Genomic DNA, 26304 nt, shown 5'->3' with positions numbered 1-26304 from the left:
AAGGGTGAAGATCAGATTTTACCTGAATGACCGGGCGGAGCGCGTCATGGCTCTGTGGAGCGAAAGCCGCGGAGAATACCTGGCGGCGGACTCCGTGCTTGCCGAGGTGGATGCCTGCATTTGCGGGGAAACGGGATCCTGCGGGGAGGAAATAAAGCGCATTGCCGCGTTTCTGGATAATACCGCCGCCAAAGCTGTTGACCCTGAATGGACGATTGATACCGCGCTGCCCTGTTCCCCTTCCAAGCTGGTGTGCCTGGGAAAGAGCTATGCAGACCATGCGAAGGAGTTTGACGGGGATTCCGTACAGGAGCCGGCTGTTTTCCTGAAATCGCCTTCCGCCATTACTTCCTGCAGCGATGTCGTTTTGTATCCGCCCGGCTGCGACAAGCTGGATTATGAGATTGAATTGGCCGTAGTGATTAAGGAGGTGCTGAAAAACGCTTCCCCGGAGGAGGCCGCGCGGGCTATCAGCGGCTATACGCTGATGTGCGACTATTCGGAAAGGGCCAACCAGCTGGAACATGGCGGACAGTGGACCAAGGGAAAGAGTTATGACAGCTTTGCCCCAATGGGCCCCACGTTCATTTCCGCTGATGAACTTGGGGACGGAGCCGGCATTCCCCTGGAATTGAAGGTGAACGGGGAAGTGCGCCAAAGCGGCAATACGGACGGCTTGATCTGGCCTGTTCCGCGCCTGATTGCCTATGTTTCCCGGTTCATGACCTTATGGCCCGGAGATGTGGTTTCCACCGGAACTCCGGGAGGCGTGGGGATGGGGATGAAGCCTCCGGTATATTTGAAACCCGGGGATGTAGTGGAATGGGGAAGCCCCGCTTTTGGATTCGCTTCCCAGGCTGTGGTGATTGATGATGAGGGGTAGGGGGACAATTCTCCGGCTCTTCTGAATATGGAGGGTAAGGGAAAGTTTTTTCTCTTACCGCTTCTGCGTATTGTTTCTGTATCCGGAGCGTTGGTTTCCCGTGGAACGGGGCCGCCGGAGCGGGCCGGAGGGCAGATGACGCCTGCGTGCGGGGGCTGGGCGGTATTTTCTCTTGATTACTTCGCCGCGGTTTAGTGAAGTGGCCGCGTGAAAAACGTGGTTTTGTACGTGGTCATGGTGACCGGGCTGACAGCCCTCTTCGTCTGGCTGAAAGGCAGGAATGCGGAACGCGCCCCTGTTCCCGCCGCCATGGTGGTGTCTCCGGAAAGCGGCATGGCGCGCCCTATTGTGCTGGTGGATGTCCGAACTCCGGATGAGTACCGCACGGGACATAAGGAGGGAGCCTTGAATATTCCGGCAGATGAGGTGGAACAACGGGCTCCGCAGCTTCTTCCGGATAAAAACGCCGTGATTCTGCTGTATTGCCGTACGGGCAAGAGGGCGGACAAGGCGCTGGAAACGCTCAGGAAGATGGGATATTCCCATGTGGAAAACCTGCACCGGTTCGAAATGTAACTTTCCGTCCGATTGTTCTGTGCGGGGCTTCCGAGGGACGCCGGGCGTGCCGTTTCCTGGTTCGGTCAGGAAACGGCACGGGTACGGATTCATGAGGCTCCTTCCGGAAAGCGAATGAAATTCAAGCCGTTCATTCTTTAATCAATTCCAGTTTCCCATTGGAGGATTTTCCGCCTACGGAGCGGACCCTGGCTCTGAGGGAGCATCCGTTGTTGGCATGGATTCCCTTGGGAAGGGAAAGTTTGTAGAAATTCCCGCGGGAAGGCTTGCCTGCCAATCCGGCGTGCTGGTCGCGGGCGATTACTTTGCCGTTTTCCAGGAGTTCGACGCCGTCTATTTCCAGGGCATGGCTGCCGGAAGTGAAGACGAAGCGCACCCCCCGGAGTTTTTCAAGATCAGCGGAAGAAACGGGCCAGTCCAGATAACTCCATTCCGTGGATACCGTCGCGGAGGTCCAGTTTCCTATAATTGATCCGGCTGCTTTTCTTTTCAGGGAAGAAGGCAGGGGGGGCGCCTCCCGGATAGCCTGGCGGCAGGCGTTGACCAGATCTCCGGGCGCGTGCGCCGCGCTTACGCCAGTGGAACGGACCCATTTTTCCTCCCATGCTCCCATATCCGGATTTTTATCGGAAAGACGGCTCTGAATAAAGTGTTCCCAGCGCGGCAGATAGTAGTCCCTGATAAGGCCGCTCCATATTTTGGCGGCGTAGTCGTCTACGGGAGGCCCCCATCTGGTCACCAGCCTTCTGGCGTTTTGTTCATACTTGTTTTTTCCCTCCGGAGAAGTTCCGTGAGACCGGGCAAATGATAACCAGCGCGACAGCCTCCAGGTGGGGTGTCCTTCCAGAAGGGAATCCGCCCGAAGGGCGTATTTGCGGAAATATTCCATGCATTTTTTCGTATTCTCCATGTCTTGTTCATCCAGGGCTTCCAGAGCGGCCAGGATGGCTTCATTCATGCGTATGCCAAGGTAATGGGCGGTCATCTCAACGGCATCCTGGCGGAACAGGGGGGACTGTTCCATGCCGCGAGTGTTGACGAACAGGGAGAGGCCTTTCAGAAAATCTTCGCTTGTGTTTACGGAACAGCCGCGGGTGCCGGGTTTCATTTGCCAGTTGAAACGGGGATGGTCCTTTAAGTTGGAATAGGCTGTGCGGCGGAACAGATTCCAGGCTTCCTTCATGCTGTCCGGATAATTTCCGTATCGGGCACGGCAATAATTTTCCAGATATTGTTCCACGTCCTCCTGGCGGTCCCTCCATGCGGCGTCCGTAACCAGTTCGTAGATAACGTCATTGTTTTCTATCCCTTCCGGGGCCATGCCCATTCCGGAGAGGCGCCCCCTGGATGAAGAGTTCAAGGCTTCCAGATGGCCGTTGGCGTAAAAATCCATTACCCCAGTCATGGCGCATTTGCCGCCCATGTTGGGAACCACGCTGTAAACCCACGGTTTATTGAAAAAACCCTTGAAGACGTCCCAGTTCATGCCGTTGCGCCAGAAAGTCTTGTTGTAATCCGCCGCCAGGTCCAGAAGGAGCATCTTATCGTCCGGAACCTTGCTGAGCAAAGCCTTCAGAGTATCTGCGTTCCAGATATTGCGCTGGTATCCGAACATCCATCCCTGCATGACCCATACCGCATTCGGGTTGGTGGAGGAAATGGAGCGGTAGATTTGTTCTCCGAGGGAGCTGAGCATATTGTTGCGGGCTTCGGCGCCTCCTTTGTTTTCGGGAAGTTCCATTTCATTGAAAGAGTCCGCAAGAAAATGGGTGTTTTTCCCGAATTCCTTCTGCCATTCCTGCATGTACAGGCGTCCTATTTTAAGGAAAAGGGGCTCTTCCGGAGAAAGAAAATGGGCGTGGTTTTTTTGAGGCCAACCTCCCCACCCCAGCCGGTGAAGCTTCGCTTCCGGATAAAGGCGGAGGATTCCCCGGGGAACGAAACCGGAAAAAGCGGGACAAATGGGGGTCATGCCCAGGGATTTCATCCTGTGCAGGATGCGGTGCTGCAGGGCGATTTGGTCCTTGTGCCAGCTGGCGGGCAGGGGGCCGTCATGATTGACGATGTTCCCCATCCGCTGCCAGGGAAGGTGTGCCGGTCCCGTATAAAATTCTTCTATTTCTTTCTCCGTCAGTCCCAGCTGTTTCCATACCCGGACGGCGATTCCCTCCGTGGCAACCAGGGCCAGAGGCATATCTATGCCGTGCAGAGCCATCCAATCTATTTCTTTTTCCCAGCGTTCCCAGGTCCAGTAAGGCATCGTATAGCCATAGGTGACCACATTGAAGTAATAGTGGTTGCGGAAAGGGGAAACGATGCGGCGCGGCGCGGCATCCGGCAGTTGCGCCGGCCAGCGGATATCTTTATTATCCCAGGAGACCATTCCCAGACGGTTTGTCTTCAGAAAATCATAGAATCCCCGGCAGAGGGCTGTGCCGCTGCTTCCCCGGATATTCAGTATTCCGCCGGAAGCTTTCGTTTCAAAAACATCGTGCCCGTCTTCTTTTTCAATAATTTCCAGTTGCAGTTTTTCCGGGGCTTTAGCCAGGGACGGAACGGTCCGCATGATTACTGAACGCGCTGCTTCCCGCTCCCTGTTTTTCTGTATATCTTCTGCGAAGACAAACAGATTTGTCAGCATGAAAAGGAATAGAATTTTTGAGAAGTAAAAGGTCATATTTATAATATATCACAGACTGGTAAATGGTTCTTTCAGCGAAAAACGGATATTTGCGTAATCCGTCAAAGAAAAAGCCCCTGCATGCCAGCATGCAGGGGCCTCGGTTGAAAAACCGGAAAGCTTTTATTCCGCCTTGGGCTTCCGTGGAGCCCTTTTGCGCGGCGTTTTGGGCTTTGCCGGGGTTTTATCCTTGATGTGCAGGAAGGTGAGCGTCTCCGTTCCGTCCGTTTCCACGGCTTCAATTTTATCGCCGGGTTTCACGTCTCCCCTCAGCAGGGATTCCGCCAGCGGGTCTTCCAGCAGGCGTTCGATGGTGCGGCGCATCGGGCGTGCGCCGTACTGCGGGTCGTAGCCGTTCTTGATGATCAGGCTCAGGGCTTCCGGGCTCAGGGCCAGCGTGATATTCTTGGTCTTGAGACGGGAGATGAGCTTGTCCGCTTCCAGATGCACGATGCGTTCCAGGTCATCCCGTTCCAGCATGCGGAAGACGGAAATGTCATCAAAGCGGTTCAGGAATTCCGGGCGGAATTGCCTGCGCGCTTCTTCCAGAATCTTTCCCTTCATGGCGGCGTAGTCCGCGTTGTCGGCGGCCATGGCCCCGAAGCCCATGGCGCTCTGCCGCTTGGCGGAGGCGGCCCCCACGTTGGAGGTCAGGATGATGATGGTGTTGCGGAAGTTGATCTTGCGTCCCAGGGAGTCCGTCACGCTTCCTTCTTCCAGAATCTGGAGAAGCAGGTTCATGACGTCCGGATGGGCCTTTTCCACTTCATCAAAGAGGATGACGGAGTAGGGCCTGCGCCGGACGGCTTCCGTGAGCTGGCCGCCTTCGTCATGGCCTACGTAGCCGGGAGGAGAACCGATGAGACGGGACGTGGTGTGTTTTTCCATGTACTCGCTCATGTCCACCTGAATCAGGGCGTCCGCGGTGCCGAACATGATTTCCGCCAGATTGCGGGCCAGATAGGTTTTACCCACGCCGGTGGGGCCCAGGAAGAGGAATGAGCCGATCGGGCGGCGAGGGTCCTTGATGTCCGCGCGGCTGCGCCGCAGGGCGCGGGCGATGGCGGAGGCCGCCTCGTCCTGGCCGATGACTTTGCTTTTTAACTCTTCTTCCATCCGCAGAAGTTTGGCGGTTTCCTTTTCCTCCATCCGGGCCAGCGGGATGCCCGTCCATTTGGCGAGCACGCTCATCACGTCTTCATCCGTCACGGGAACGTAATTGGTCTCATAGGAATTGCGCCAGGTTTCCAGCATGTTCTGAAGTTCCGCCCTGGCTTGTTTTTCCTCGTCGCGCAGGCAGGCTGCTTCCTCAAAAAGCTGGGTTTCCACAGCCTTGTCCTTGCGTTCCTTGATTTCCGCAATGCGGGTTTCCATGTCGCTGATGTGGTCCGGGCGGGTCATCTGGGAGACGCGCTTGCGCGCCCCTGCTTCATCCAGGATGTCGATGGCCTTGTCCGGCAGGAACCGGCCCGTCAGATAGCGGTGGGAGAGCCTGGCTGCGGCTTCAACGGCTTCCTTCGTATAATGCACCTTGTGATGTTCCTCATACTTGGGCTGGATGCCGGCAAGAATCTGAATGGTGTCCTCCACGGAGGGTTCCCCTACCTGCACCTGCTGGAAGCGGCGTTCCAGGGCGGCATCCTTCTCAATGTGTTTCCTGTATTCGTTGAGCGTGGTGGCGCCTATGGCCTGGAGCTCACCCCGGGAGAGGGCGGGCTTGATGATGTTGGAGGCGTCCATGGAGCCTTCCGCGGAGCCGGCGCCCACGATGGTGTGCAGTTCGTCAATGAAAAGGATGACGTTGCCTTCCCGGCGTATTTCATCCATCACGGCCTTGAGCCGTTCTTCAAACTGGCCGCGGTATTTGGTGCCGGCCACCATCAGCGCCAGATCCAGGGAGATGACCCTCTTGCTGCGCAGGAGCTCCGGAACATGGCCCTGGGCTATTTCCTGGGCCAGCCCTTCCACGATGGCGGTTTTGCCCACCCCTGCTTCACCGAGCAGGACGGGGTTGTTCTTGTTCCTCCGGCACAGAATCTGGATGACGCGCTCAATTTCCGAGGCGCGGCCGATGACGGGATCCAGCTTGCCGTCCCGGGCCAGCTGGGTCATGTCCCGGCCGAAGGCCTGGAGTGCTGGGGTCTTGGATTTCTGTTGCCTGGAGTAGGAGGGGGAGGAAGGCTCGTCCGTCGGGATGGCGGAGGATTCATTTTCCTCCTCGTCGTCATCGTCGTCCGGGATGATGTTGTCTTCATCCGCATCCATCTGGTATTTGGGGGTCAGCACGTCCAGCAGTTCGCGCCGCGCCTGTTCCAAATCCACGCCGAAGTGGCGCAGAATCTGTCCGGCCACGCCGTCTCCGTCACGGATGAGGCCCAGGAGCAGGTGTTCCGTGCCCACATACGTGTGGTTGAGTTCCTGGGCTTCCCTGTTTGCCATTGCCAGGACTTTGCGCACCCTGGGGGTGTACGGGATGTTGCCCTCCGCCTGGGGTTCCGTGCCCCGGCCTATTTGTTCCTCCACCTGTTTGCGCACGGCGGTAAGCTCCACGCCCAGATTTTCCAGGATGGTGACGGCCACGCCCTTGCCCAGCTTGAGCAGGCCGAGCAGAAGGTGTTCGGTTCCTATGTAATGATGATTGAAGCGGTCCGCTTCCCGGCGCGCATGCGCCAGCACTTGTTGCGCCCTAGGCGTAAAATTATTCATGGATGGTCAAAAAATTGGTATGGTTGCATTAGTTGCCGGAAAGTTCCTTCCGGATCATATCAGCGCGGATCTGGTCCCTGTGTTCCGAAGTGGTTTGGTCCGTGGTGGACAGGCGGGCCAGATGGGCCGGCTGGATGTTCATGATGGTTTTATTGACGTTTTTTAATGCCTGGTGGGAAAAGATGTCCAGAGACGCTCCCATCCGGAGGAAGGAGAGCAGCGCCAGCGCCTCCTGCGTGGAAAGCAGAGTGGCGTTGGTCAGAAGGCCGTAGGCGCGGGAAACGCGGTCCTTCACCTGCAGGGAAGATGACTGGAGCAGCCGCCTGCGCGCGTTCCATTCCTGATGGGCCAGGTCGGAGGTGAAGCGGGTCATGCGTTCCACAATCCGGTCTTCACTGTCCCCCAGCGTGGACTGGTTGGATATCTGGAAAAGGTTGCCGGTGGCTTCCGTCCCTTCCCCGTAAAGGCCGCGGACGGTAATGTTAAGCTGTGCGGCCGCCTGAACGACCTGCTGCATCTGTTCAGAGATGACGAGGCCCGGCAGATGCATCATCACGGAGGCCCTCATGCCCGTGCCCAGGTTGGTGGGACAGGCGGTAATGTAGCCCAGCCGCGTATTGTAGGCGTACGGAAGCCTGGCTTCCAGTTCAGAGTCTATTTTGGAGATAGCCCCCCATGCTTTTTTAAGCTGGATGCCGGGCAGGATATACTGCAGGCGCAGATGGTCCTCCTCATTAAAGAGGATGCTGGCATTCTGGCTGCGGGAGATGAGGACGGCGCAGCCTTCCGAACGCGCCGCCAGTTCCCGGGAAATGAGGTGGCGTTCCACCAGCAACTGTTTCTGTTGCTGGGTAAGACCGGAGAGCTCCGCATAATAGCCTCCCTTCATGACGGGGATTTGGCGCGCTTCTCCGGAAGTGAGCTTCAGCGTTTCTTCCCTCTGCTGGCGTGTGGCCCAGCCGGGAAAGGGGGTGGCGGTCAGGTTGCGCGCCAGGCGGATGCGGGAGGTGAGGACGATGTCGTGCTCATCCCTTGATTCCACCATCCATTTGGCGGGGTTGTTGAGTAAGTCGTCAAAGAGCATGTATGTTAATTGGTCGGCGTGCGCAATTGTTTGATTTGATCGCGGAGTTTGGCGGCGCGTTCATAATCCTCTCTTGCCACTGCCAGGGAAAGCTGTTGTTCCAGATCGCTGATGGTATGGGTTTCCGTTTCGCGTTTTTCGGCCCGTTCCGGCGTTTTTCCGTGATGGTGGGAATCAGGCTGGATCTGGGTAAGAAGCGGGAGGATTTCTTCTTCAAAGACGTTGTAGCATTCACTGCAGCCCAGGCGTCCTACGTTTTTGTAATCCTGAAGGGTGAAGGAGCAGATCGGACAGCTTGTGAGGGGCAGGGATTGCAAGGCCGGAATGGGAGCGGCAGAACCCGCTGCTCCTTCCTTGCCGAATTGGCCCTGAAGGTTCGGGAACAGTTTCTCCGCCAGATCAAAGGCATCCGGATCCAGCAGACCCCGCTCCTGGGCGCATTTGGCGCAAAGGCAGAATTTGGTGGACTTCCCGTTGATGATCTGTGTCAGGAACACCGTTGCCGGTGCAGAGCATATCTCACATTTTTTCACAACCCGCATTATAATGGCGCTCCCTGTGGCGGACTAGTAGTCTGCGTGTCATGGATTGTCATGAAAACGGGCCTTGTTATTGTACTTAAGAAGAATTCTTTCCGCGTTGTTTCAAAAGCCCGCACCGTGATGAATACAAATAGGCTGTGCAAAAAATGACGCCCAGCACCAGAATGATGGTGGCGCCCAGATGCCAGCCCAGAGGGAAGGACAGGTAAAAAGCCAGCAGGGAACCCAGCCCTCCGATGATTCCTCCCCCCCAGAAGAGATGGGCCGGCTTGTTGGTAAGCAGGTACACCGTGGCGGCGGGGCCGACAAGCAGCCCCAGTGTCAGGAACGCTCCCACGGCCTGCAGGGAGGAAACGAGCACCAGAATGATCAGGGTGAAGATGCCGTAGCTGATGAGGCGGGAGGGGATTCCCAGCGTGGTGGCGATGTCCGGGTCAAAGAGACAGATCAGGATGGGGCGGCGGAAGAGCAGCAGGATCAGGACGCTGACGGAGCTGATGGCGAAGGCGATCCACAGGTCGGAGTCGGACAGGCTCATGATGGAGCCAAACAGCCAGTCGTCAATTTTCTGTTGCAGGCCCAGCCTGACCAGCACGATGAAGCCCGCAGCGAAAGCCGTGGTATGCAGGATGGAGAGGGCGGTGTCCTGGTTCAGCCGGGATGTTCGGGAAACGAAGAGGGAACCCAGACCCACCAGCAGGGCGGCCACCACAGCCCCCGTCAGCAGGCTCCAGCGGGTAAGGCCGAAGAGGAGCACCGCCACCGCAATGCCCGGCAGCAGGGCGCAGGAAAGCGTACCGATTTGGAGGGCGGATTTTTTCAGGATTACCAGCCCGCTGACGAAGCCGTTGGCGAAGCCGATCATGACGCAGGCCAGCAGGGACCGCTGCGCGATGGGTTCGCGGAGGAATTGGAGAAAATCGTCCATCATGAAGCTTGGGGTTCCGGTTGAGGTTCCATTCCGTATGTCTCCCGGATGCGTGCGGGGGTAAGCACTTCCTTCGGGGGGCCGAAGGCGGCCAGCTCCCTGTTCATCAGCAGGATGGTGTCGAAGATGTCCGCCGCCGTGTTCAAATCGTGGTGGGAGGCGATGACCAGCCGTCCTTCCGCCGCCAGGGAATCCAGAAGCTTCCCCAGGGATTGGCTGGCAGGAGCGTCCAGGCCCGTGAAGGGTTCGTCCAGCAGGAGGACATGGGCCTCCTGCGCCAGGGCCCGAGCCAGAAAGGCCCGCTGCTGCTGGCCGCCGGAGAGTTCTGAAATCTGGCGGTCCGCCAGGGATTCCATACCAAGAACGTGAAGGGATTTTTCCACAATATCCCGGTCATGCCTCCCGAATTTTTTCCACAGGCCCAGGGACGGATAACGGCCCATTTCCACCAGCGCGTGGACGGTGATGGGGAAAGACCAGTCCACGTCGGAACGCTGGGGCAGGTAGGCTATTTCTCCCGGCGTGTCGTGCAGGGGGCATCCGTTCCACAGGATTTTTCCGGAATCGGGGCGGATCAGCCCGGCCAGAGCCTTGATCAGCGTGGATTTTCCTGCACCGTTGGGACCCATCAGAGCCAGCGTGTGGCCGCAGGTGATGGAAAAGCTGATGCCGTTGAGCGCGAGAAGGCTTCCATAATAAACGCTGAGGCTGTCCACTTCCAGTCGGTGGCGGTCCGGGTGGCTGGCGTGCGCGCCCCAGCAGATGTGGTCCTGGGTGCAGGGAGGGGCTGGGCTGTTCATTTCCATGAGAAGGAGTAGCTGTCGTTCAGGGAGGGGCCGAAGGACCAGCGGGTGGCGGAGACGGTGGTTTTCCCCTCCGGTTCCAGTTCCAGCATGACGGGGGTGTCCGGCGTGTTTTCCGGCCAGCGGGCGGAAACGGTAAGCGTTACGGAACCGTTTTTCAACGGCAGGCCGCATTCCGTTTCTTCATGCAGCCCGGGCGTTTCGGGCTGCCAGAGAAGACGGCCGCCGCAGGAGATGGAAAGGGCTTCCGGACGGTGGGCGCATCTGACCGTGATGACCGTGGGAACATCCGCGGTTTGCGCCGTGGGGGCGGAATGCTCCGCTTCCTGTGATCCGGTGGTGGGTGCCGTCATGTTGTAGAGGAAGAATCCCAGCAGGATGACGACTCCCAGAGTGGGAAAAAACTGCCGCAGGGGTGTGCTGGTCATGGCCTGGGGGACGGGGAAAGGGCTTCCTTGATGATGCCTGTGTTTTGTCTGAACATGGATTCGAACGTGTGGCCCTCAGGTGCCAGCCCGTCGGTATTGATTGGTCTGGCAACGGGGATGTTCAGGGATTTGGCGATTTCCGTAAGGCTCTTGGGGTTGGAGGAATATTCCGGGAATAGGGCTTTTACCCCGGCTGACCTCAGCTTTTTCAGCGTGGAGGCCAGCTGGGAGGAGTTGCCTTCATCTTCACGGCTTATCCCCTGGATGCTGATGCTGCGGAAGCCGAATTCCCTGCAGAAATGGTTCATGGCCGCATGCCCCGTAACCAGGACGCGGTCCGTTTCCGGAATGTCCGCAAGTTCCTTTCTGGCCCAGGAGGAAAGCTGGTCCATCTTTCTGTTCCACCGGGACAGGCCGGCTTTATAGTCCTGTTCATGGGCCGGGTCCAGCCGCGTGAGCGTTGCGGCCAGGGTGCGGGCGGCGCGTTTCATATTGGCCGGGGTGTGCCACCAGTGGGGGTCGTTGGGACCGTGGGCGCAGCAGTCTCCGTCGTGTTCGTGGTCATGGTCTGCGGTGTCTTCCTCCACGGGAACATCCGGGACGGAGGCTCCGAGATCCAGAATTTGCGCGCTGCCTCCCAGGGCGTCCTTTAATTTGGGAAGGTACGGCTCCAGGTTTTTGCCGGAGGCCAGCACCAGGCGCGCCCGTCCTGCGGCGGCAATGTCCTGCGGCGAGGGTTCAAAGCTGTGCAGGTTGCCGTTGGGGCGCAGCAGGTCCGCCACCTGCACGCGGCTGCCGCCGATGGCGCGGGCCATGTCTCCCAGGACGGGGTGCAGAGCCGCGATTTTCAATACTGGGGCATCCTGGGCCTGAAGAGAGCAGAACAGGCCCAGAAGACACAGAAAAGGAATCAAAATGCGCCGGAGCATGTTACGCATGATGAACCTTCCCTTCAAGTGATGCAATGGTCAAATTTGTCTTCTGAAATGGGATGACGCTGACTTTTCAGGGATTCTGCACGGCCCTTTTTTGTTTTTCAGCGTTACGGTGAATTTTTGGTCAAGAAGGGAGAAGGCGGCGCCCCTGGCATCCAGCCCCGCCAGGATTTCCGTGCGGGACGATTGCCCTTCACAGGAAATTCCATCAACATGCCGCTTCCTGCAGGGGGGCGGCTGCGCCGGGCGGTCTCCGGATGAGCCGGGTGATGGAGTGATGACAGTTCCCGAATATTCCATGAGGAGCGGGGAGATCTTCCTGAAGAGGGAAGAGAAGGCGGGGAAGTTTCTTTTTGAAGTCTTTTCCCGTGTTTTTCCCCTGGTGGCGACAGCCTGATGGAGGAGAACGGTTTTTTCTTGAGGTGGAAAGTTTTTTCTGGTTCCATTATCGCGCATCATCATGAATGGTTTTCAACTTCTCCAATGTGGCTTGAGCGTGGCGGCCTTTCTGGCCGGTTCCGCTCTGGCGGCGACTCCTGCCGTATATCCGTCCCCCCAGCAGTCCAAATTCACCTCCCAGACGGTTGCTTTCTCCGGGAAGCCTTCCGTGACAATACGTTCCGCCAAGGCGGGCGGGAGCAAGCTGCTGGACGGGGTTCCGGAAAAATCCGGAGCCTACAAGCTGGTGATTTCTCCGCAGGGAAAGGTGGGCATAGGAGCCCATGACGAACGTGGGGCATTTTACGCCATGCAGACGCTGCGGCAGCTGGGAACGAAGACCGGCGGAGAAGGCGTGATCTTGCCCGTTGGGGAAATTACGGATTGGCCGGACATTGAATTCCGCGGAACGGTGGAAGGTTTTTACGGCACTCCCTGGAGCCATGAAGCCCGTCTGAGCCAGCTGCGCTTTTACGGGCAGAACAAAATGAACACATACATCTACGGGCCGAAGGACGATCCCTACCATTCCTCCCCCCACTGGCGGGATCCCTATCCCGCGGACCAGGCCGCCCAGATCAGGGAACTGGTGAAGGTGGCGAAGGAAAACCATGTGGACTTTGTCTGGGCCATCCACCCCGGCAAAGACATTAAGTGGACGGAAGAAGACATGAACAACGTCATCAAAAAGTTTGAGATGATGTACAAGCTGGGCGTCCGTTCCTTTGCCGTGTTTTTTGACGACATCTTCGGAGAGGGCAAGCGGGGGGACATGCAGGCCCTTCTGCTGAACAAAATCAATGACGAATTTGTCAAGGTGAAGAAAGACGTCACCCCCCTGGTCATGTGCCCCACGGAGTACAACCGCGGCTGGGCCGATCCCAAGCCGGGAACCTATCTGGACATTCTGGGGGACCGTCTGGACCCCTCCATCCACGTCATGTGGACGGGGAACTCCGTTTGCCATGACATTACGCTGGAAGGCCAGCAATGGGTGAACAGGAGAATCAAGCGCCCTTCCTACGTCTGGTGGAACTTCCCCGTCACGGACTACTGCCGTTCCAACCTCTGCATGGGCCGCGTGTATGGCCTTGCCTCGGAACCGGGAGCGAAGGAATCCATGGGCGGTTTCGTCTCCAACCCCATGGATAAGCCGGAGGCCTCCAAGGTCTCCCTCTTCGGCCTTGCGGACTACTCCTGGAACATCAACGGGTTCAAGTCTGATGAGGCCTGGAAGGAAGGAGTCAGGCGCCTGTTCCCGAAAGCGGCGGAAGCCATGCAGGTTTTTGTGAACCACAACTCCGACCAGGGCCCTAACGGTCACGGCTACCGGCGTGAGGAATCCGTGGAAATAGAGCCCGTAGTCAAGCGCGTGCTGGAAGCCGCCCGGGAAGGCAAGATTGAGAAGAAGGATACGGCCCTGCTCAAAAAGGAATTTGCCCGTATGGCCGCCGCTGCGCCCGTCATCCGTGCCAGGGCGAACAATCCGCGGCTGATGAAGGAAATAGGCGCGTGGGTGGATGCCTTTGAGCAACTGGGGCATGCCGGTCAGCACGCTGTAGCGGCGCTGGAGGAAAACAACGCCAGAGAAGCCGCGACCCGGCTGGTGCAGGCTACGCAGGCTCTGGCGGCCATGGATGGAATTTCCCGCCGCCACAACCAGGAAGGACAGTTGTACCGTTCTGCGGTAAAGACCGGTTCCCGTGTGATGGCCCCCGCCGTGAATGAACTGGCGGATATTGTCTCCAAAAAAGTTTTTCCGGCCATTGCCGGCGCGCCGGCCCTTTCTCCCAAGCCCCTGGTCAAGGGGGGCAGCATGGATAAGGCGGAACTCTTCTGTGACGGGGATCGCGGCTCCTTCTGGCACTCCGGCGCCTACGGCCAACCGGGCGACTGGTATGGCGTGGACTACGGAATGCCCATCCCCGTGCGGAGCGTGGAAGTGCTGATGGGCCGCAATGACAAGGACGGCGACTATGTAGAAAAAGGGCAGCTGGAAGGCTCCCGCGACCTCGAAACCTGGAAACCGCTGGGGCCGGAAACTTCCGGCATGCAGGTGGTCTGGAAGGCTCCCAAGCCGGTTTTGCTCCGTGCCGTACGCTACCGCGTCATTGAACCGAAAAAAACAGGCAACGGCCGGTCTGTCTGGACTGCCGTGCGGGAAATAGCCGTCAACACGCCTCCTTCCGCTATGGCTTCCTCCAATGTGTCGGGGCTGGAGGGCGTTTCCGTGCAGAAATCCGACAAAATCGTGCGGATCAACCGCGTGATGGAAACGCATAAGATGAAACCCGGGGAATTTATTTCCCTGCAGCTGGATGGCCCCACGGACGCTACCTGGCTGGAAGTCAACCTGGAACGGGATGACGTCAACTCCTGGGCGGAAGTGGTGCTGGACGTGGAAGGTTCTTCCAAGCCCGTAGTCCAGAAGCTGGACAAACAGGGCAAAAACTTCATTGCCAGGGGCAACCAGCTTCCCAAGGGAATCAAGGGGATGAAGCTGGTTAATAAAAGCGGCAGGGAGCAGGATATTGTTCTGAACATGTTCAAATTTGACGTTCCTCCCGCGGACCCCGGCACCAGCCTGGTTTCCCTGAGCGACAGAAACCTGAAAACGGTTTACCGTGCCGACAAGCCGCTGGACATAGTCGTTCCCAATCTGGACAATCCCAAGGCTACCAAAGTAATCGTGGTGGGATCCGCCGCCTTCGCCATCCAGGCCCGCCGCGGAGAAGGCGCTTGGACGCCGGTCGGCAAACGGAACGCCGGCCCCGGTGTCTCTGAATTTGCCATCCCTGCCGGAACTTCTGCCGTGCGCCTGACCTATAAGGCTCCCCAGCCGGAGGCGATCATTAATGAAGTCATTTTTTCCTCCCGGAAATAACCGTCTCAGGCGCTGGCGCCTTACGCCGAACTCCGTCCGGAACGAACCGGGCGGAGTTTTTTTTGAAAGGGCCGGGCGCGCGGCGTGCGGACTGTTTCCGGAAACGGAAGCGGACGCTTCTTTTCTCCGCTTTGGCCGTCTGTTGCGGAAACAACCTTGACCCTGTTGGATGCGGGGCTAAAATACTGCCATGACGCCGGGTTTTCATTGGACTCTACGCCCTTCCGTGAAGGAGGATGATCCGGTCTTGAAAGCGTTTCCTGCGGAACTGCCCCTGCTGGTCAAGCAGCTCCTGCTGCAGCGCGGCTTCACCGGGGGAATGGAAACGGAACTCTTTCTGGACCCCAGGCTTTCCCACCTGAGCGACCCTTTCCTGATGGGGGAAATGAGGGCTGCCGTGGACCGCATTTTCCGGGCCGTGGATGAAGGGGAAACCGTGTGTATTTATGGGGACTATGATGTGGACGGTGTCACCTCCGTGGCGCTTCTCCGGGCCATTTTGATGGCTTATGACCTGGATCCCCAGTATTTTATTCCCGTCCGTTCCCGGGAAGGCTACGGACTCAGCGAGGCCGGCATCAAGCGCTGCCTTTGCGAATGTGCGGACCCTCCCAGTCTGCTTATTACGGTGGACTGCGGCACTTCCTCCGTGAAGGAGGTGGACATGCTTAACAGCCTGGGGATAGACGTCATCATTCTGGACCACCATGAGGCGGGCCCTTTGGGGCGTCCGGATGCAGCGGCGGTGGTCAATGCCAAAATTGAGGAAAACAGCCCATATACTTACCTGTGCAGCGCGGGCGTAGTCTTCAAGCTGGCGCATGCCCTCCTGAAGGAGAGGAAACTGAAAACCTTTGACCTGAAACTTTATCTGGACCTGGTGGCCGTGGCAACCGTGGCGGACATTGTTCCCCTGGTGGCGGAAAACAGGATTCTGGTTCGCCACGGCCTGGGAAGGCTGGCTCACAGCCGCCATACGGGGCTCAAAACCCTGACGGAAATAGCGGGCATCCGCCCTTCCGACTCCGTTAACCACGCGGGCTTCCTGAACGCCGCCCACGTGGGGTTCAGGATAGGCCCGCGCATTAATGCCGCCGGGCGCATGGATTCCCCTATGGATGCGTTGGAACTCCTGCTGACCATGGACGCCAGGAGGGCCGTGCAGCTTGCCCAAATGCTGGATTCCCACAACCGCAAGCGGCAGGAGGAAGAGGAGGCCATCCGGACGGATGCGGTGGAAATGCTTCACAACTCCTTTGACCCGGAGAGGGACAACGTTATTGTGCTGGGTTCCCGCGCGTGGCATCCCGGCGTGGTGGGCATTGTGGCCTCCCAGCTGATGAGGCGGTACCACAAGCCGACTTTCGTCATCGCCTTTGATGAAAGCGGCGTGGGGAAGGGCTCCGGCCGTTCCATTCCCGGCGTGTCCCTGGTGCAGGCCATCCACCACTGCGCGGATACGCTGGTTTCCGGCGGCGGCCATGATATGGCGGCGGGGCTGGTGATTGAAGAATCCCGCATGGACGACTTCCGCCGGGCTTTCAACCGTTATGTGTCCGAAACCACGACGGAGGAACAGCGCTGCCCCGTACTCAACATTGACATGGAAGTGTCCTTCCAGGCTCTGACGCTGGATTTGCTGGACAGCTATGAAAAACTGGAACCCTTCGGCAACTCCAATCCCCAGCCTCTATTCATGAGTTCCGACGTTTTTCCCACGGAACCGCCCAAGCGCGTGGGAACCAATCATCTGAAGCTTTTCATGCGTCAGGGCATCGTGGAGCGCGACGCTATTTTCTTTAACGGAGCGCAACGGGAACTTCCCAATCCCCCTTGGGATATCGCTTTTACGATTGACCGCAACGTGTACCGCGGCCGCGCCTCCCTGTCCATTTCCATTCAGGAAATACGTTCCCACCGGGAAATGTAGAAAACGGCCTATTGCTGTGAATAGCAATAGGCCGTTGAGTTGTGAATAATGTGTCAAACCTTATCCTATGGTAATCTTAATAGATTGTTATTAGGCGTATTATCCAGTTTGGGGTTACATAATTTTCTCATCTGGAACTGATTTCAGGAATGAGTTCCAGTTATTGGAATTCTATGTTTATTCGTACATTATAACCTTGTTTAACAGGCAGTTTTTTTGTGAAGGAAGGCACTCTCTTTCAAAATTTCAATGGATGAGACAACTCTAACAATGTCATATGTATTTGAGGTGTCTTGACAGAGCAGGTTTTAAAGAGCATTGTCTGTCCCGTTCCCCATTCAGGGTGGATTTATAGTAAAAACAAGCAAGATGAATACCCTGTTTCTGCAAGGTCGTCTATTGCTGCTTCTCGGACGGTAAGTCCGTGAAGATATCTTGATATGCGCCGGTGAGCCGTTCCGGCGCGAGGGAAGTAAACGGCTGTCTTGATTTGCACCAAAGGAATGATTCCGTAACAGGAACGTTTTCCGTGCGCAGTTCCCGAAGGAACGACCTCTTAACATTTTTACTGTAAATGAAAGAACAAATACATATTTTTGATACGACGCTGAGAGACGGGGAACAGTGCCCCGGCGCGGCGATGAACGTGGAGCAGAAAATACAGGTGGCCATGCAGCTGGAAACGCTGGGCGTGGATATTATTAAAGCGGGCTTCCCCGTTATTTCAGACGGCGATTTCCGAGCCGTCCGGGCCGTGGGTAGAGGGAAAGGAAGGGGATTGCTCGACAGCCCTGGCCTTCTTGCGTGGTTTGCTGGATGACCCGGAGGACCTTGACCAATTTCCTTCCTTTATAGCTTGGATGCAGGGGGCAAGACAGCGTATTCAGGCGTGCCTGAAAAGGCGCACGGCCCGCACCAGGGTTCATCATCTGGTCATGGCCGGGGAAAAGTATTTCACAAAACCGGGAAGTGAAGGGTTTAACGGCGGCATGGAACATTACCCGGTGATTCTTCTGGATGATATCATGAAGAACGTGAAGGAGGCGGAGCGGTGGAACGTCATGAGCCGGAGCAAGAATATCCTGTATGCCGGAGTGGTCTCCATTTAAGGCAAAGGGAAGGATGCCTTCCCGATGGCGTTGTCCTGGGCGGTGGTGCAGTTGCTCAACACGGATCCGGAGAGAGCCTGACGGCTTTTCCGATGGAGGGAGGCGATACAGATAAAATATGCGGCTTTCTGGCTGAGCGGTTATCATGAGGCGCCTCCGAATGGGACGGAAGATGAAAAGGATGCCGTGGATGAGGCCCTGGCAAGGGAGTTGCCCGCTCTGGCGTGGTTCATTGACCATTACCGGGCGCCGGAGCATTTGCAGGAACCTACGGGACGTCACCGATGCAGAGCATACATGAACAAGACACTAGCCACGGCTGTTCTGGGCATCAGCCCGGAAATGCAGTTACTGGAACTGATTGACCAGGCCGCACGCTGCGGAACTCCGGAAGATGCCAAACAGATCTACAGGAAGGACGCCACTTCCACGGGTATTTATGACCGTGTAAGAGCTAATCTTCCTGCTGACAAAATGAGAGCATTCAATCTTCTGGCCAGGAACGCGGCTAAACTGGGCGGAAAGTTATCCAAACTGGCAGAGATGTGTCCGGATCGCGTGCAGGTACGAAAGGAAGGAGGCGGACGGAGGAACGTGTACACCATTGCCCATTCCGTGACAGGGTAGAACAGAGTGCGGAAATATTCTTAATCAGTTTATTTTGTGGTGATAAAATGGACCGCTACGTGGTGGGATACAGGGCAAGACAGGGTGCGCATTTTTTACTTTGTGTCATTCAATACATTGAATTTGTGTGAGTTGAATGATATCGCACAGGGTAAATAGGGTAATTTTGAAGAGCCTCTTACACACTGCAAGCAAGAGACCAAAATATGAAGGAGGTACAGAAGCAGACTACCTTTATTAACCAGTTCCTGGCTCTTGAACAATGCTATTTATTATTTTTTTTTCTTCAGAAATTTCCTTTTTAAATTGTATTGGACCTATTTATTATATACAGTAAAAGTTCTTCTAATTGAATTTTTACAACATATTTTTTTCGATCCAAGCAAAGTAACGTCTAACCCTAATAGGAGATGATCTCTATATTTTTCAAGAAGAATTATTTCTATACTTAATGTATCTTTTTCAATAGTTACGAGATCAGTTATTGGGTATTCATGTTTTAATAATTCATTATATGTTTTTCTTTTATATTCTCTTAATATATATATAATGCTTTTTAAATTTATAATTAATATTCATTGATCAAAAAGGGTACGTTATTATAACTCTAGACCATCTTCCCGGAGGATTGCCATTTCTATTTTTATAACAATCTCCATAAGGTATTCTAATAGTTCCGAAATTTGATCCTGATGCACCTGAAATCCAACAATTTGATTGCAAATGACGCTTCCAACATCTTATTGATGAAGGTATGCCTATCCTATTGGCTCGAAAACTATGATGAGCTCCATGATTTCCAAATCGACATCTTATACTACATATTGTAGAAGAAATGGCTTTAGCTGCAGCGACAGCAGCAAGAATAGGAGCAACAAAAGCTGCTGTTGCAAGTTTGCTACAGTAACTGTTTGATAAACAAATTGCAGCTGCTGCAATTGCAGCATACGCTGTAGCTTCCGCAGCAGTGATTGTTAAAGGAATAACGAGAACGATTGCAATTTTTCCCAAATAATCTATTGATGGAGGATAATTGATTAAAAAGCAGTATAAATTTAACCCCCCCTGTTCAGCGATGGGGTCGCGGTTGATCCATCTGCCGTCTTTGGGGTTGTAAAAGCGGTAATTGTAATAGGCCAGGACGGGTTCTTCGTCGTGCATCTCGCCGGACCACTGGACGGGCTGGCCGAGGCTGCCCGTACCGGTCACGGCCCCATAGGGGGAGTAATCGTAAGCACATTCTTGTTGAAGTCCACGCCGTAGCAGTACAGGGAAGCGCCCTGCACGAGGGCCAGGGGGCGGGTGGCCACCGGTTCCAGAGGATCCCACAACAGTATCTTTTATTTATTTAAAATGGGTAGATTAATGAATAAAGGAATATGGAGGCATTTTATTTCAATCCATTTATAAGGCGTAATAATTAATTCTAATTGTTTGCTTTCTTTTGTAGTAAATACATAATATGAAGATACTTGTGTTCCATCTAACCCAAAACTTATCAAACGTTCTTGTTCTGATTTGAGTTGCACGCCATCTAGTGATTTAAATTCAAATTTAGCAATTCCAATTGAATCTTTAAAAGAAAAAGAAATGTTGTAGCCATCTTTTGATTTTTTTACTGATGTTATTTTTACTAAAGTTCCATCTAAATTAAATTCTTCATCTTTTTTAATTTTTATTATTTTTTCTTTTAATGGAACTGTTTTTTGTGATGTTAATACAGTTAAAGTTCCATTTAATGCTTTTTCCAATTCTGTTTTAAAAAATAACTTCACTCGACCTATACTGCCATCTTCAGAAAATAGAAAAGAAAATGAACCAATAGCATTACATGGAACTTGCTCTTGGTGGTTGAAAAGTATGATTTCTTTTCCAAGACTAAACATTTTTCGACTCTTTTCTGAATCTGTAATATCTATTGTAATTTCTGATGTATTTTGATAAAATTTTAGATCGCTATATTTTACTTGGACTTCAGGAATATTTTTTATTTCTTGAATATTTCCTAAAGAATAATTTATACATATAATACTAATTAAGAAATATAGCATATAATTCATGATGTCATTTGTTTAATGTTAATTATTTTCGGAATTATGTAGAATAGTCTTGGCGCAAGATTTTCAGAATATCTTAGATATTGATATTTAGCAAATTTCTCCGATAAAAAATCGGAAAGATCAACGAAACAAGACTAAAGTAAATAATGCCGATTTGTTTTCGTATTTTACATCATAATTATTATGGAAACATCATGCTTGTGGCCAAATTGTGGATGGATTTTTGATAAATATACCAATATATAAAAAATATCACATATGTCGGTATAAAATAGATTATGATGAATAATGATATTGATTTTTTGATGCAGTAAAACCAATTGAAAAACGATGTAATATATGAAATATAAATTAGTAGTATAAATAATATTGTCTTTGGATTTGATAATAAATTTGTATTTATAACTAATCTTTCTGGAAAAATGGATATATAAGATCCCACACTCAGGAATATAAAAACAATATAACTGAATATCGATTTGCTTTTTTTGAATTCTTTTTCTTGAAAAAATATATCAAATTTTATTATTTTTTCAAAAATTTCTAACATTTTTCTCATTTGTAAATTAATGTACTGTTTTATCTCTTCCATACCAAATAGCTCTATAAGACCAATCTGCACAATTGTTTTTTAATATATTATATGGAGGCGGTGATTTTATATCTTGTTGAATTCCTCTAAGCATATTTATATCTTCAATAGGGGAAGAGGGTATGGTTTCTGGATTAGTTAAATTGAGGCCATCTGAAAATTCTATATAACCTCTACCAAGAATAATTGTTCCACGTATTGTATTGACTATATATAATCCAACTAATAAAAGAAGAATTAGTTCATTTCCTGTTTTTGACCACTCCACGGCTAATTTCGCTGTTTCCCTGTCTGCTGGATTCAAACCATAATCAAACGTCTTAACTCCTACTTTACACCATTTCCCGTCTTTGTTCTTCTCCCAAAGATCAACAGCTACACCTATATGCAAGGTAAATGTCATGTCAGATAATTGGTCAGGTAAAATCTGCGAAATGTATCTGTCATTTCCATTTAAGTCATTAAAAATATATGGAGAATTTCTAACAAACCCGTACAAATTCCATCCTCCCTGTTCAGCAATGGGGTCGCGATTGATCCACCTGCCGTCTTTGGGGTTGTAATAGCGGTAATTATAATAAACCTGGGCGAGATCATCGTCGTGCATCTCGGCGGACCACTGGACGGGCTGGACGAGGTCTCCCGTGGAAGCCGCCTGTCCATAGGGCGAGTAGGCGAGTTCTTGGGCCGGTTCCTGCGCCGTCTTGCGGTTACCGATATTGTCGTAGCTGTAACCGTAGGAGGGACGGCAATTCTGGTCATCATAGCTTACGTTGCGGGAGGCCAGCATGATTTCTCGCGGAGAAGCAATTTCATCATATACAAATTCTTCTTGATGCAAATCAATCTACGTTATTGTTTAATTTTTTTCGGAATTATGCAGAATAGTCTTGTCGCAAGATTTTCAGAATATTTTAAATATTGATATTTAGCAAATTGCTTCGATAAAAAATCGAAAAAATCAACGAAACAAGACTAAAGTAAATAATACCGATTATTTTTCAAAAGAAAGTGTTGGTAAAATAAGATTCAATAAATTCAGAGATTAGGTATTAGTATCATTTTCTCCTCATCTCAAAGAAACCTAATACAAATTTTATTACTAACACGGCAATTTTATAAATTTATTTTAATAAAATAGCTAAATAAAATTCTTGATTTTTTGTGTTTTTTTTTGCAATTAAATTTCAAAATTTAAAGTGCCGGCCCATTTTATTAGTATATTCAGCTGTGGGTTTGTATATATGCTATAATCATTAAATTTTTCTAGAGCCAATGCAGCCGAATCAGCAACTAAAACAATATCTTTTTTATTCATATATTCATTCCAGGAAAAAATCATGATAGCCGGTAGATAATAATGTAATCCGGATATGGAAAGCCAGAAAGGAAATGTGTAATGATTTTGTAGATAATTCGATTCTATTAACGTCCATTCCTTACCTTCCAACAGAATAAGTTCTTCATATGATTCTTCGCTAGATATTTTATAACCATATACCAAATCAAAGGAAGGAATAGGGTATATAGGAAATGCGGCTTTTACTTCTTTAAAAAAATCATCCATTACACTTTATTTTTATTTTTCTTTGACAATTGATTACGTTTGTCCAAGCTTGTTCAGATGCTTTCCGGTGTCCTGAATCTCCTCCTTGGTAACATTTGGAGTTAATAGTATCTCGAGCAATTGCATTTTTTAGCCAAGTTGCAGCCTTGATTTTCAACAGCCAACAACAATCTGTGTCCTTACATTTACCCAGTAATGCTGTCTCTATTTTGGCTGCATTAACAGCACTTTGTAACATCCCATGAAATAAACGGGTACAATTTCCAGTTCCTGGACCTGGCTGTGATAAATCATAAGCACCTGCAGAAACTATTACAATTGCTCCTATTACATCACCAATTGGAAGAAGCCCATCTACGGCTGCAGCTCCTGCGGCAAAAGGAACAGCTCTTGCCATAGCATTTTGACCATTAATATCAAAACTATCAATAGGGTTATTCCCTACGAACGAATACGAATTCCATCCTCCCTGTTCAGCGATGGGGTCGCGGTTGATCCGCCTGCCGTCTTTGGGGTTGTAAAAGCGGTAATTGTAATAGGCCAGGGCGGGTTCTTCGTCGTGCATCTCGCCGGACCACTGGACGGGCTGGACGAGGCTGCCCGTGGAAGCCACCTGTCCATAGGGGAGTAATCGTAAGCCGCCGCGATCGTTCCCTGTGCGTCGAAGACCTCCGTCACATTCTTGTTGAAGTCCACGCCGTAGTAGTAAAGAGAGGCGTTCTACTTCAGGGGCAGACACCGGGAGGGGCTTACCATTTTTTGAGTTCACTTCTTTCAGTATTGAGATATCCAGGGTTGTTGGTTATGCTTTACTTCAAACATTAGTTTTCTTCTTCAGGCTGTTTCATTATCAAGGCTTTCTTCAACTCCATTCTTTCGTATTTGCTACGCTATCGGTAGTAGGTTTACTCCGTGATGTTGAGTTCCCGGCAGATCCTCTCGTATCGTTTGTCCGTCTGTTTTTTCACTGAGAATTTTTAGGATTTTCTCCATACTGTATTTTTTCATTGTTTTTTGTTAGGTTAATAAACCTAACTTTCTTTGTGAATCTATTTTCGGAGAACTGGTCATCTTACTTTCAACACATTATTAATTAGATAATAAATACGGCGATATGTAGTCGCATTAAATGCACCTTTACTTAATCTCATATCGGATGCTTCTTCCTGTGTGATCCATTGTTTCACTGCAAGAATTTGATCAATATTATAGGACAAAAAAACCTCATAGATTCTGTTTAGCAAATATCCTTTGTCGTCTTGAGTTAATGCATATTCAAACTCTGCGTCATTGTCAAAATTACCTACTATGCAATAAAAGACAAAATCTATGGCTGTTCCAACAGTAATTTCATGGTCTAAAAACCATTCATAACGACATTTTATTAAAGAAGGAAGAAAATAAGAAAATCCCTTGGGTGTCGCAAAAAATAAATAGTCTCCACAATCATACCAAAATTTACAATCGATCTCTGTCCAAGTGAGTCCCAATAAAGATCGAGCATAATCATGCATTTCTTCTTCAGAATCAACATAATTAATAAGTAGATCATGCGGATTATTGCTGGGAAAGGGTGGAGAAGAAATAGGAAATAAATCGTATAATTCTTCAATCTTTTCTTTATAAAAATTTGCTTGCATATTTACAATTAAATTAATTTATTTAGTTTAGTAATACATTCATCATACTTATTTTTGCAATTCTGTGCTCCTTCATTCCAACCTTTACTTTGTTCCTGATGTCCTTTGTCACCTCCTTGATGACATTCGTCATCATAAGCTTTACGAGCCTCGGCAAACCTTTTCATTTTTTCGTATCGATCATTAAAAGCATTACACTCGCTTTGAGTAGGACATTCAGGAATTATCATATCCCTACAGGAACTACCTCTAGCCTCTTTTTTTGCCTCGGATTTTTCGCGATATAATTCTGCACATCTTTTATTCCTTTTACTTCTTTCAGCAGCGATTGCTGTTCCTGCTGCTCTGGCTGCTGCCTTTGCCGCAGCTTCTGCCGCTTGCCGTGCAGCCAATGCGGCCCCCGCCTCTGTTTGCAGTGACGACCAAGCTGTCCCTAATAAATCTATTTCAATATTCAAACTATTCCCTACGAACGCATAAAGATTCCACCCCCCCTTCTTCAGCGATGGGGTCACGGTTGATCCACCTTCCGTCTCTGGGGACCACTGGACGGGCTGGACGAGTCTTCCGGTGCGGGTGGCTGTTCCATAGGGGGAGTAATCGTAAGCCGCCGCGATCGTTCCCTGTGCGTCGAAGACCTCCGTCACATTCTTGTTGAAGTCCATGCCGTAGCAGTGAAGGGAAGCACCCTGCACGAGGGCCAGGGGGCGGGTGGCCCTCGGTTCCAGAAGATCCTACAACAATATTCGGAACACAGTCCGATATATTAAATATACGAAATTCTATCGTCGTTATTTATGTTTAGTAGTTTTTTTGTTTATTTCGAAACCGTTTTTTTCTTTTCACTTTTTTAGGATTAATATTTTTTTTATTGATTTTATTATTTTTTATTTCTTTTCTTAAATGAAAGAATTTTCTATAAAAATAGAATGAAATTGATAATATTAATATTGCAATTATAGTTGTATAAGGGAATAATAAATCGTCAGCTATGATCCCTAATAAGATAATAAAAAATGTTATAAAAAAATACCATGCTCCTTTTTTTAATCCATACACATAAAAAGATAAGCCAATAGCTAATACAAAAGAAAATATATATAAGTAATTCATTATTTTATATTTATCTTAAAGGATAAAATGGTCTTGTAGGTGGTATATAATTTGGATTTTCCTCAAGAATGTTATTGTTCTCATATTGTTGAAAAGAATCTATTTTTATTTCTACTTCTATTTCTACTATAATTATTATGATGATGTCTTGACAGCATTTTTCGTACTTGTTTCCTAACGTATTTTTGTAATTTTCATAAACCTCAGAACCTATATTTTTAGCTAATCCTCGAATAATTCCAATTAAAAAATTATTCTTTATTTCATTTTTATATTCAGAATAAATATTTTCTCTTTTCTGTTTTCTTTTCAAAAGTTTTTTTTGATGAGCTGTTGGTAATTTTTCTTTACATATGTGAATTTTCTGACTGTTTTTAATACGTTTGCGCATCTTAACAGCCTCCTTAACATTTTTATATATATTTTTTCCTATTTTTACATTTCCAGGTATTCCTGCAGCCCCTAAAGCTGCAGAAGTTGTAACTGAACCCCAATCTATATCTGTCCAAGGATCTTCTTTGCCTTGAATATAGTTTGCAGTAACTTGAAATCCATAATCTATTAAAGCTCCTCCTAATAATCCAAATATTCCTATTAACCCCAAAGCATCAAACTTATCTTGAGGGCTGTTACCGAGGAACGCATATAAATTCCACCCCCCTTCTTCAGCGATGGGGTCACGGTTGATCCACCTGCCGTCTTTGGGGTTGTAATAGCGGTAGTTGTAATAGACCAGGGCGAGTTCTTCGTCGTGCATCTCGCCGGACCACTGGACGGGC

General features: G+C 50.9%; 24 protein-coding genes and 1 pseudogene. 7 read left to right on the top strand and 18 right to left on the bottom strand.

What is annotated here, in order from left to right; genetic code table 11:
• Positions 1-4 precede the first annotated feature (4 nt).
• Positions 5-883 carry a fumarylacetoacetate hydrolase family protein gene (locus tag BHW66_RS06165; protein ID WP_102728002.1) on the top strand — a complete coding sequence of 293 codons (879 nt, stop codon included), beginning with the start codon at positions 5-7 and terminating at the stop codon, positions 881-883.
• 207 nt (positions 884-1090) lie between these two features.
• Complete coding sequence (locus BHW66_RS06160) at positions 1091-1459, top strand: rhodanese-like domain-containing protein (protein ID WP_205596323.1); 369 nt, start codon at positions 1091-1093, stop codon at positions 1457-1459.
• Positions 1460-1589: 130 nt separating this feature from the next.
• Here the strand turns inward: BHW66_RS06160 and BHW66_RS06155 are convergent, their stop codons facing one another.
• From BHW66_RS06155 to BHW66_RS06120, 8 genes are all read right to left on the bottom strand, one after another.
• Positions 1590-4100 carry an alpha-N-acetylglucosaminidase gene (locus tag BHW66_RS06155; RefSeq protein WP_046436189.1) on the bottom strand — a complete coding sequence of 837 codons (2511 nt, stop codon included), beginning with the start codon at positions 4098-4100 and terminating at the stop codon, positions 1590-1592.
• Between the two features lie 162 nt (positions 4101-4262).
• Positions 4263-6845 (bottom strand): ATP-dependent Clp protease ATP-binding subunit, encoded by a 2583-nt coding sequence (locus BHW66_RS06150; RefSeq protein WP_046436098.1) that lies wholly within the window; start codon positions 6843-6845, stop codon positions 4263-4265.
• A 28-nt stretch (positions 6846-6873) separates the two neighbouring features.
• The gene (locus BHW66_RS06145) at positions 6874-7929 is read right to left on the bottom strand and encodes a protein arginine kinase (protein WP_046436100.1); all 1056 of its coding nucleotides are present in this window, start codon (positions 7927-7929) and stop codon (positions 6874-6876) included.
• 5 nt (positions 7930-7934) lie between these two features.
• The gene (locus tag BHW66_RS06140; RefSeq protein WP_180971939.1) at positions 7935-8426 is read right to left on the bottom strand and encodes a UvrB/UvrC motif-containing protein; all 492 of its coding nucleotides are present in this window, start codon (positions 8424-8426) and stop codon (positions 7935-7937) included.
• Positions 8427-8547: 121 nt separating this feature from the next.
• A complete protein-coding gene (locus tag BHW66_RS06135; RefSeq protein WP_022198614.1) occupies positions 8548-9402 on the bottom strand; it encodes a metal ABC transporter permease in 855 nt (284 codons plus the stop codon).
• Positions 9399-10199: a metal ABC transporter ATP-binding protein gene (locus BHW66_RS06130; RefSeq protein ID WP_046436190.1), complete on the bottom strand. Its 801-nt coding sequence runs from the start codon at positions 10197-10199 to the stop codon at positions 9399-9401. Before BHW66_RS06130 ends, BHW66_RS06135 begins: the two co-directional genes overlap by 4 nt.
• Positions 10196-10630, bottom strand: coding sequence for a hypothetical protein (locus BHW66_RS06125; protein WP_046436103.1), 435 nt, complete (start codon positions 10628-10630; stop codon positions 10196-10198). Before BHW66_RS06125 ends, BHW66_RS06130 begins: the two co-directional genes overlap by 4 nt.
• Entirely contained in the window at positions 10627-11568 is a 942-nt protein-coding gene (locus BHW66_RS06120; RefSeq protein WP_146021600.1) for a metal ABC transporter substrate-binding protein, read from the bottom strand. Before BHW66_RS06120 ends, BHW66_RS06125 begins: the two co-directional genes overlap by 4 nt.
• Before the next feature lie 457 nt (positions 11569-12025).
• Here BHW66_RS06120 and BHW66_RS06115 point away from each other — a divergent pair, with 457 nt between their 5' ends.
• The 5 genes and pseudogenes from BHW66_RS06115 (at position 12026) to BHW66_RS06095 (ending at position 18553) form a co-directional block, all read left to right on the top strand.
• Positions 12026-14887 carry a beta-N-acetylglucosaminidase domain-containing protein gene (locus BHW66_RS06115; RefSeq protein ID WP_286688959.1) on the top strand — a complete coding sequence of 954 codons (2862 nt, stop codon included), beginning with the start codon at positions 12026-12028 and terminating at the stop codon, positions 14885-14887.
• Positions 14888-15134: 247 nt separating this feature from the next.
• Positions 15135-16817 (top strand): single-stranded-DNA-specific exonuclease RecJ, encoded by a 1683-nt coding sequence (recJ, locus tag BHW66_RS06110; RefSeq protein WP_286688958.1) that lies wholly within the window; start codon positions 15135-15137, stop codon positions 16815-16817.
• Positions 16818-17391: 574 nt separating this feature from the next.
• Positions 17392-17580: pseudogene (locus BHW66_RS06105) on the top strand (2-isopropylmalate synthase); the annotation flags it as partial.
• Positions 17581-17677: 97 nt separating this feature from the next.
• Complete coding sequence (locus BHW66_RS06100; protein WP_128804652.1) at positions 17678-17926, top strand: hypothetical protein; 249 nt, start codon at positions 17678-17680, stop codon at positions 17924-17926.
• A gap of 297 nt (positions 17927-18223) precedes the next feature.
• Positions 18224-18553, top strand: coding sequence for a hypothetical protein (locus BHW66_RS06095; RefSeq protein ID WP_102741756.1), 330 nt, complete (start codon positions 18224-18226; stop codon positions 18551-18553).
• Between the two features lie 582 nt (positions 18554-19135).
• Here the strand turns inward: BHW66_RS06095 and BHW66_RS06090 are convergent.
• From BHW66_RS06090 to BHW66_RS06045, 10 genes are all read right to left on the bottom strand, one after another.
• Positions 19136-19762, bottom strand: a complete 627-nt coding sequence (locus BHW66_RS06090; protein ID WP_237970304.1) for an RHS repeat-associated core domain-containing protein — start codon at positions 19760-19762, stop codon at positions 19136-19138.
• A complete protein-coding gene (locus BHW66_RS06085; protein ID WP_286688957.1) occupies positions 19759-19884 on the bottom strand; it encodes a hypothetical protein in 126 nt (41 codons plus the stop codon). Before BHW66_RS06085 ends, BHW66_RS06090 begins: the two co-directional genes overlap by 4 nt.
• Before the next feature lie 9 nt (positions 19885-19893).
• Positions 19894-20613 carry a hypothetical protein gene (locus tag BHW66_RS06080; RefSeq protein ID WP_046436116.1) on the bottom strand — a complete coding sequence of 240 codons (720 nt, stop codon included), beginning with the start codon at positions 20611-20613 and terminating at the stop codon, positions 19894-19896.
• Positions 20614-21179: 566 nt separating this feature from the next.
• The gene (locus BHW66_RS06075; protein ID WP_237970293.1) at positions 21180-22046 is read right to left on the bottom strand and encodes an RHS repeat-associated core domain-containing protein; all 867 of its coding nucleotides are present in this window, start codon (positions 22044-22046) and stop codon (positions 21180-21182) included.
• Between the two features lie 339 nt (positions 22047-22385).
• The gene (locus BHW66_RS06070) at positions 22386-22772 is read right to left on the bottom strand and encodes a DUF6714 family protein (RefSeq protein WP_022196925.1); all 387 of its coding nucleotides are present in this window, start codon (positions 22770-22772) and stop codon (positions 22386-22388) included.
• Complete coding sequence (locus BHW66_RS06065) at positions 22765-23337, bottom strand: RHS repeat-associated core domain-containing protein (protein ID WP_146023960.1); 573 nt, start codon at positions 23335-23337, stop codon at positions 22765-22767. The genes BHW66_RS06070 and BHW66_RS06065 overlap by 8 nt, the downstream gene beginning before the upstream one ends.
• Before the next feature lie 502 nt (positions 23338-23839).
• Positions 23840-24412, bottom strand: coding sequence for a hypothetical protein (locus BHW66_RS06060; RefSeq protein WP_146020789.1), 573 nt, complete (start codon positions 24410-24412; stop codon positions 23840-23842).
• An 8-nt stretch (positions 24413-24420) separates the two neighbouring features.
• Positions 24421-24870, bottom strand: a complete 450-nt coding sequence (locus tag BHW66_RS06055; protein WP_215833565.1) for a hypothetical protein — start codon at positions 24868-24870, stop codon at positions 24421-24423.
• Positions 24871-25213: 343 nt separating this feature from the next.
• Complete coding sequence (locus BHW66_RS06050) at positions 25214-25525, bottom strand: hypothetical protein (protein WP_131072314.1); 312 nt, start codon at positions 25523-25525, stop codon at positions 25214-25216.
• A 10-nt stretch (positions 25526-25535) separates the two neighbouring features.
• The coding region (locus BHW66_RS06045; RefSeq protein ID WP_286688956.1) for an RHS repeat-associated core domain-containing protein at positions 25536-26304 on the bottom strand (769 nt) is incomplete at its 5' end.

Source organism: Akkermansia sp. 54_46 (assembly GCF_001917295.1).
GTDB classification, from domain to species: Bacteria; Verrucomicrobiota; Verrucomicrobiia; order Verrucomicrobiales; family Akkermansiaceae; genus Akkermansia; species Akkermansia muciniphila.
Note: the sequence above shows the minus strand (reverse complement) of the source record. Positions and strands in the feature narration are given on the sequence as shown.

What these genes read in the sequence shown, in the direction of transcription:
- BHW66_RS06155 (WP_046436189.1), bottom strand. Translation starts at nt 4,100, where the DNA reads ATGCTGACAAATCTGTTTGTCTTCGCAGAAGATATACAGAAAAACAGG.
- BHW66_RS06150 (WP_046436098.1), bottom strand. Translation starts at nt 6,845, where the DNA reads ATGAATAATTTTACGCCTAGGGCGCAACAAGTGCTGGCGCATGCGCGC.
- BHW66_RS06145 (WP_046436100.1), bottom strand. Translation starts at nt 7,929, where the DNA reads ATGCTCTTTGACGACTTACTCAACAACCCCGCCAAATGGATGGTGGAA.
- BHW66_RS06135 (WP_022198614.1), bottom strand. Translation starts at nt 9,402, where the DNA reads ATGATGGACGATTTTCTCCAATTCCTCCGCGAACCCATCGCGCAGCGG.
- BHW66_RS06130 (WP_046436190.1), bottom strand. Translation starts at nt 10,199, where the DNA reads ATGAACAGCCCAGCCCCTCCCTGCACCCAGGACCACATCTGCTGGGGC.
- BHW66_RS06125 (WP_046436103.1), bottom strand. Translation starts at nt 10,630, where the DNA reads ATGACCAGCACACCCCTGCGGCAGTTTTTTCCCACTCTGGGAGTCGTC.
- BHW66_RS06120 (WP_146021600.1), bottom strand. Translation starts at nt 11,568, where the DNA reads ATGCGTAACATGCTCCGGCGCATTTTGATTCCTTTTCTGTGTCTTCTG.
- BHW66_RS06115 (WP_286688959.1), top strand. Translation starts at nt 12,026, where the DNA reads ATGAATGGTTTTCAACTTCTCCAATGTGGCTTGAGCGTGGCGGCCTTT.
- BHW66_RS06100 (WP_128804652.1), top strand. Translation starts at nt 17,678, where the DNA reads ATGCAGGGGGCAAGACAGCGTATTCAGGCGTGCCTGAAAAGGCGCACG.
- BHW66_RS06095 (WP_102741756.1), top strand. Translation starts at nt 18,224, where the DNA reads ATGAACAAGACACTAGCCACGGCTGTTCTGGGCATCAGCCCGGAAATG.
- BHW66_RS06080 (WP_046436116.1), bottom strand. Translation starts at nt 20,613, where the DNA reads ATGAATTATATGCTATATTTCTTAATTAGTATTATATGTATAAATTAT.
- BHW66_RS06070 (WP_022196925.1), bottom strand. Translation starts at nt 22,772, where the DNA reads ATGGATGATTTTTTTAAAGAAGTAAAAGCCGCATTTCCTATATACCCT.
- BHW66_RS06065 (WP_146023960.1), bottom strand. Translation starts at nt 23,337, where the DNA reads ATGCACGACGAAGAACCCGCCCTGGCCTATTACAATTACCGCTTTTAC.
- BHW66_RS06060 (WP_146020789.1), bottom strand. Translation starts at nt 24,412, where the DNA reads ATGCAAGCAAATTTTTATAAAGAAAAGATTGAAGAATTATACGATTTA.
- BHW66_RS06050 (WP_131072314.1), bottom strand. Translation starts at nt 25,525, where the DNA reads ATGAATTACTTATATATATTTTCTTTTGTATTAGCTATTGGCTTATCT.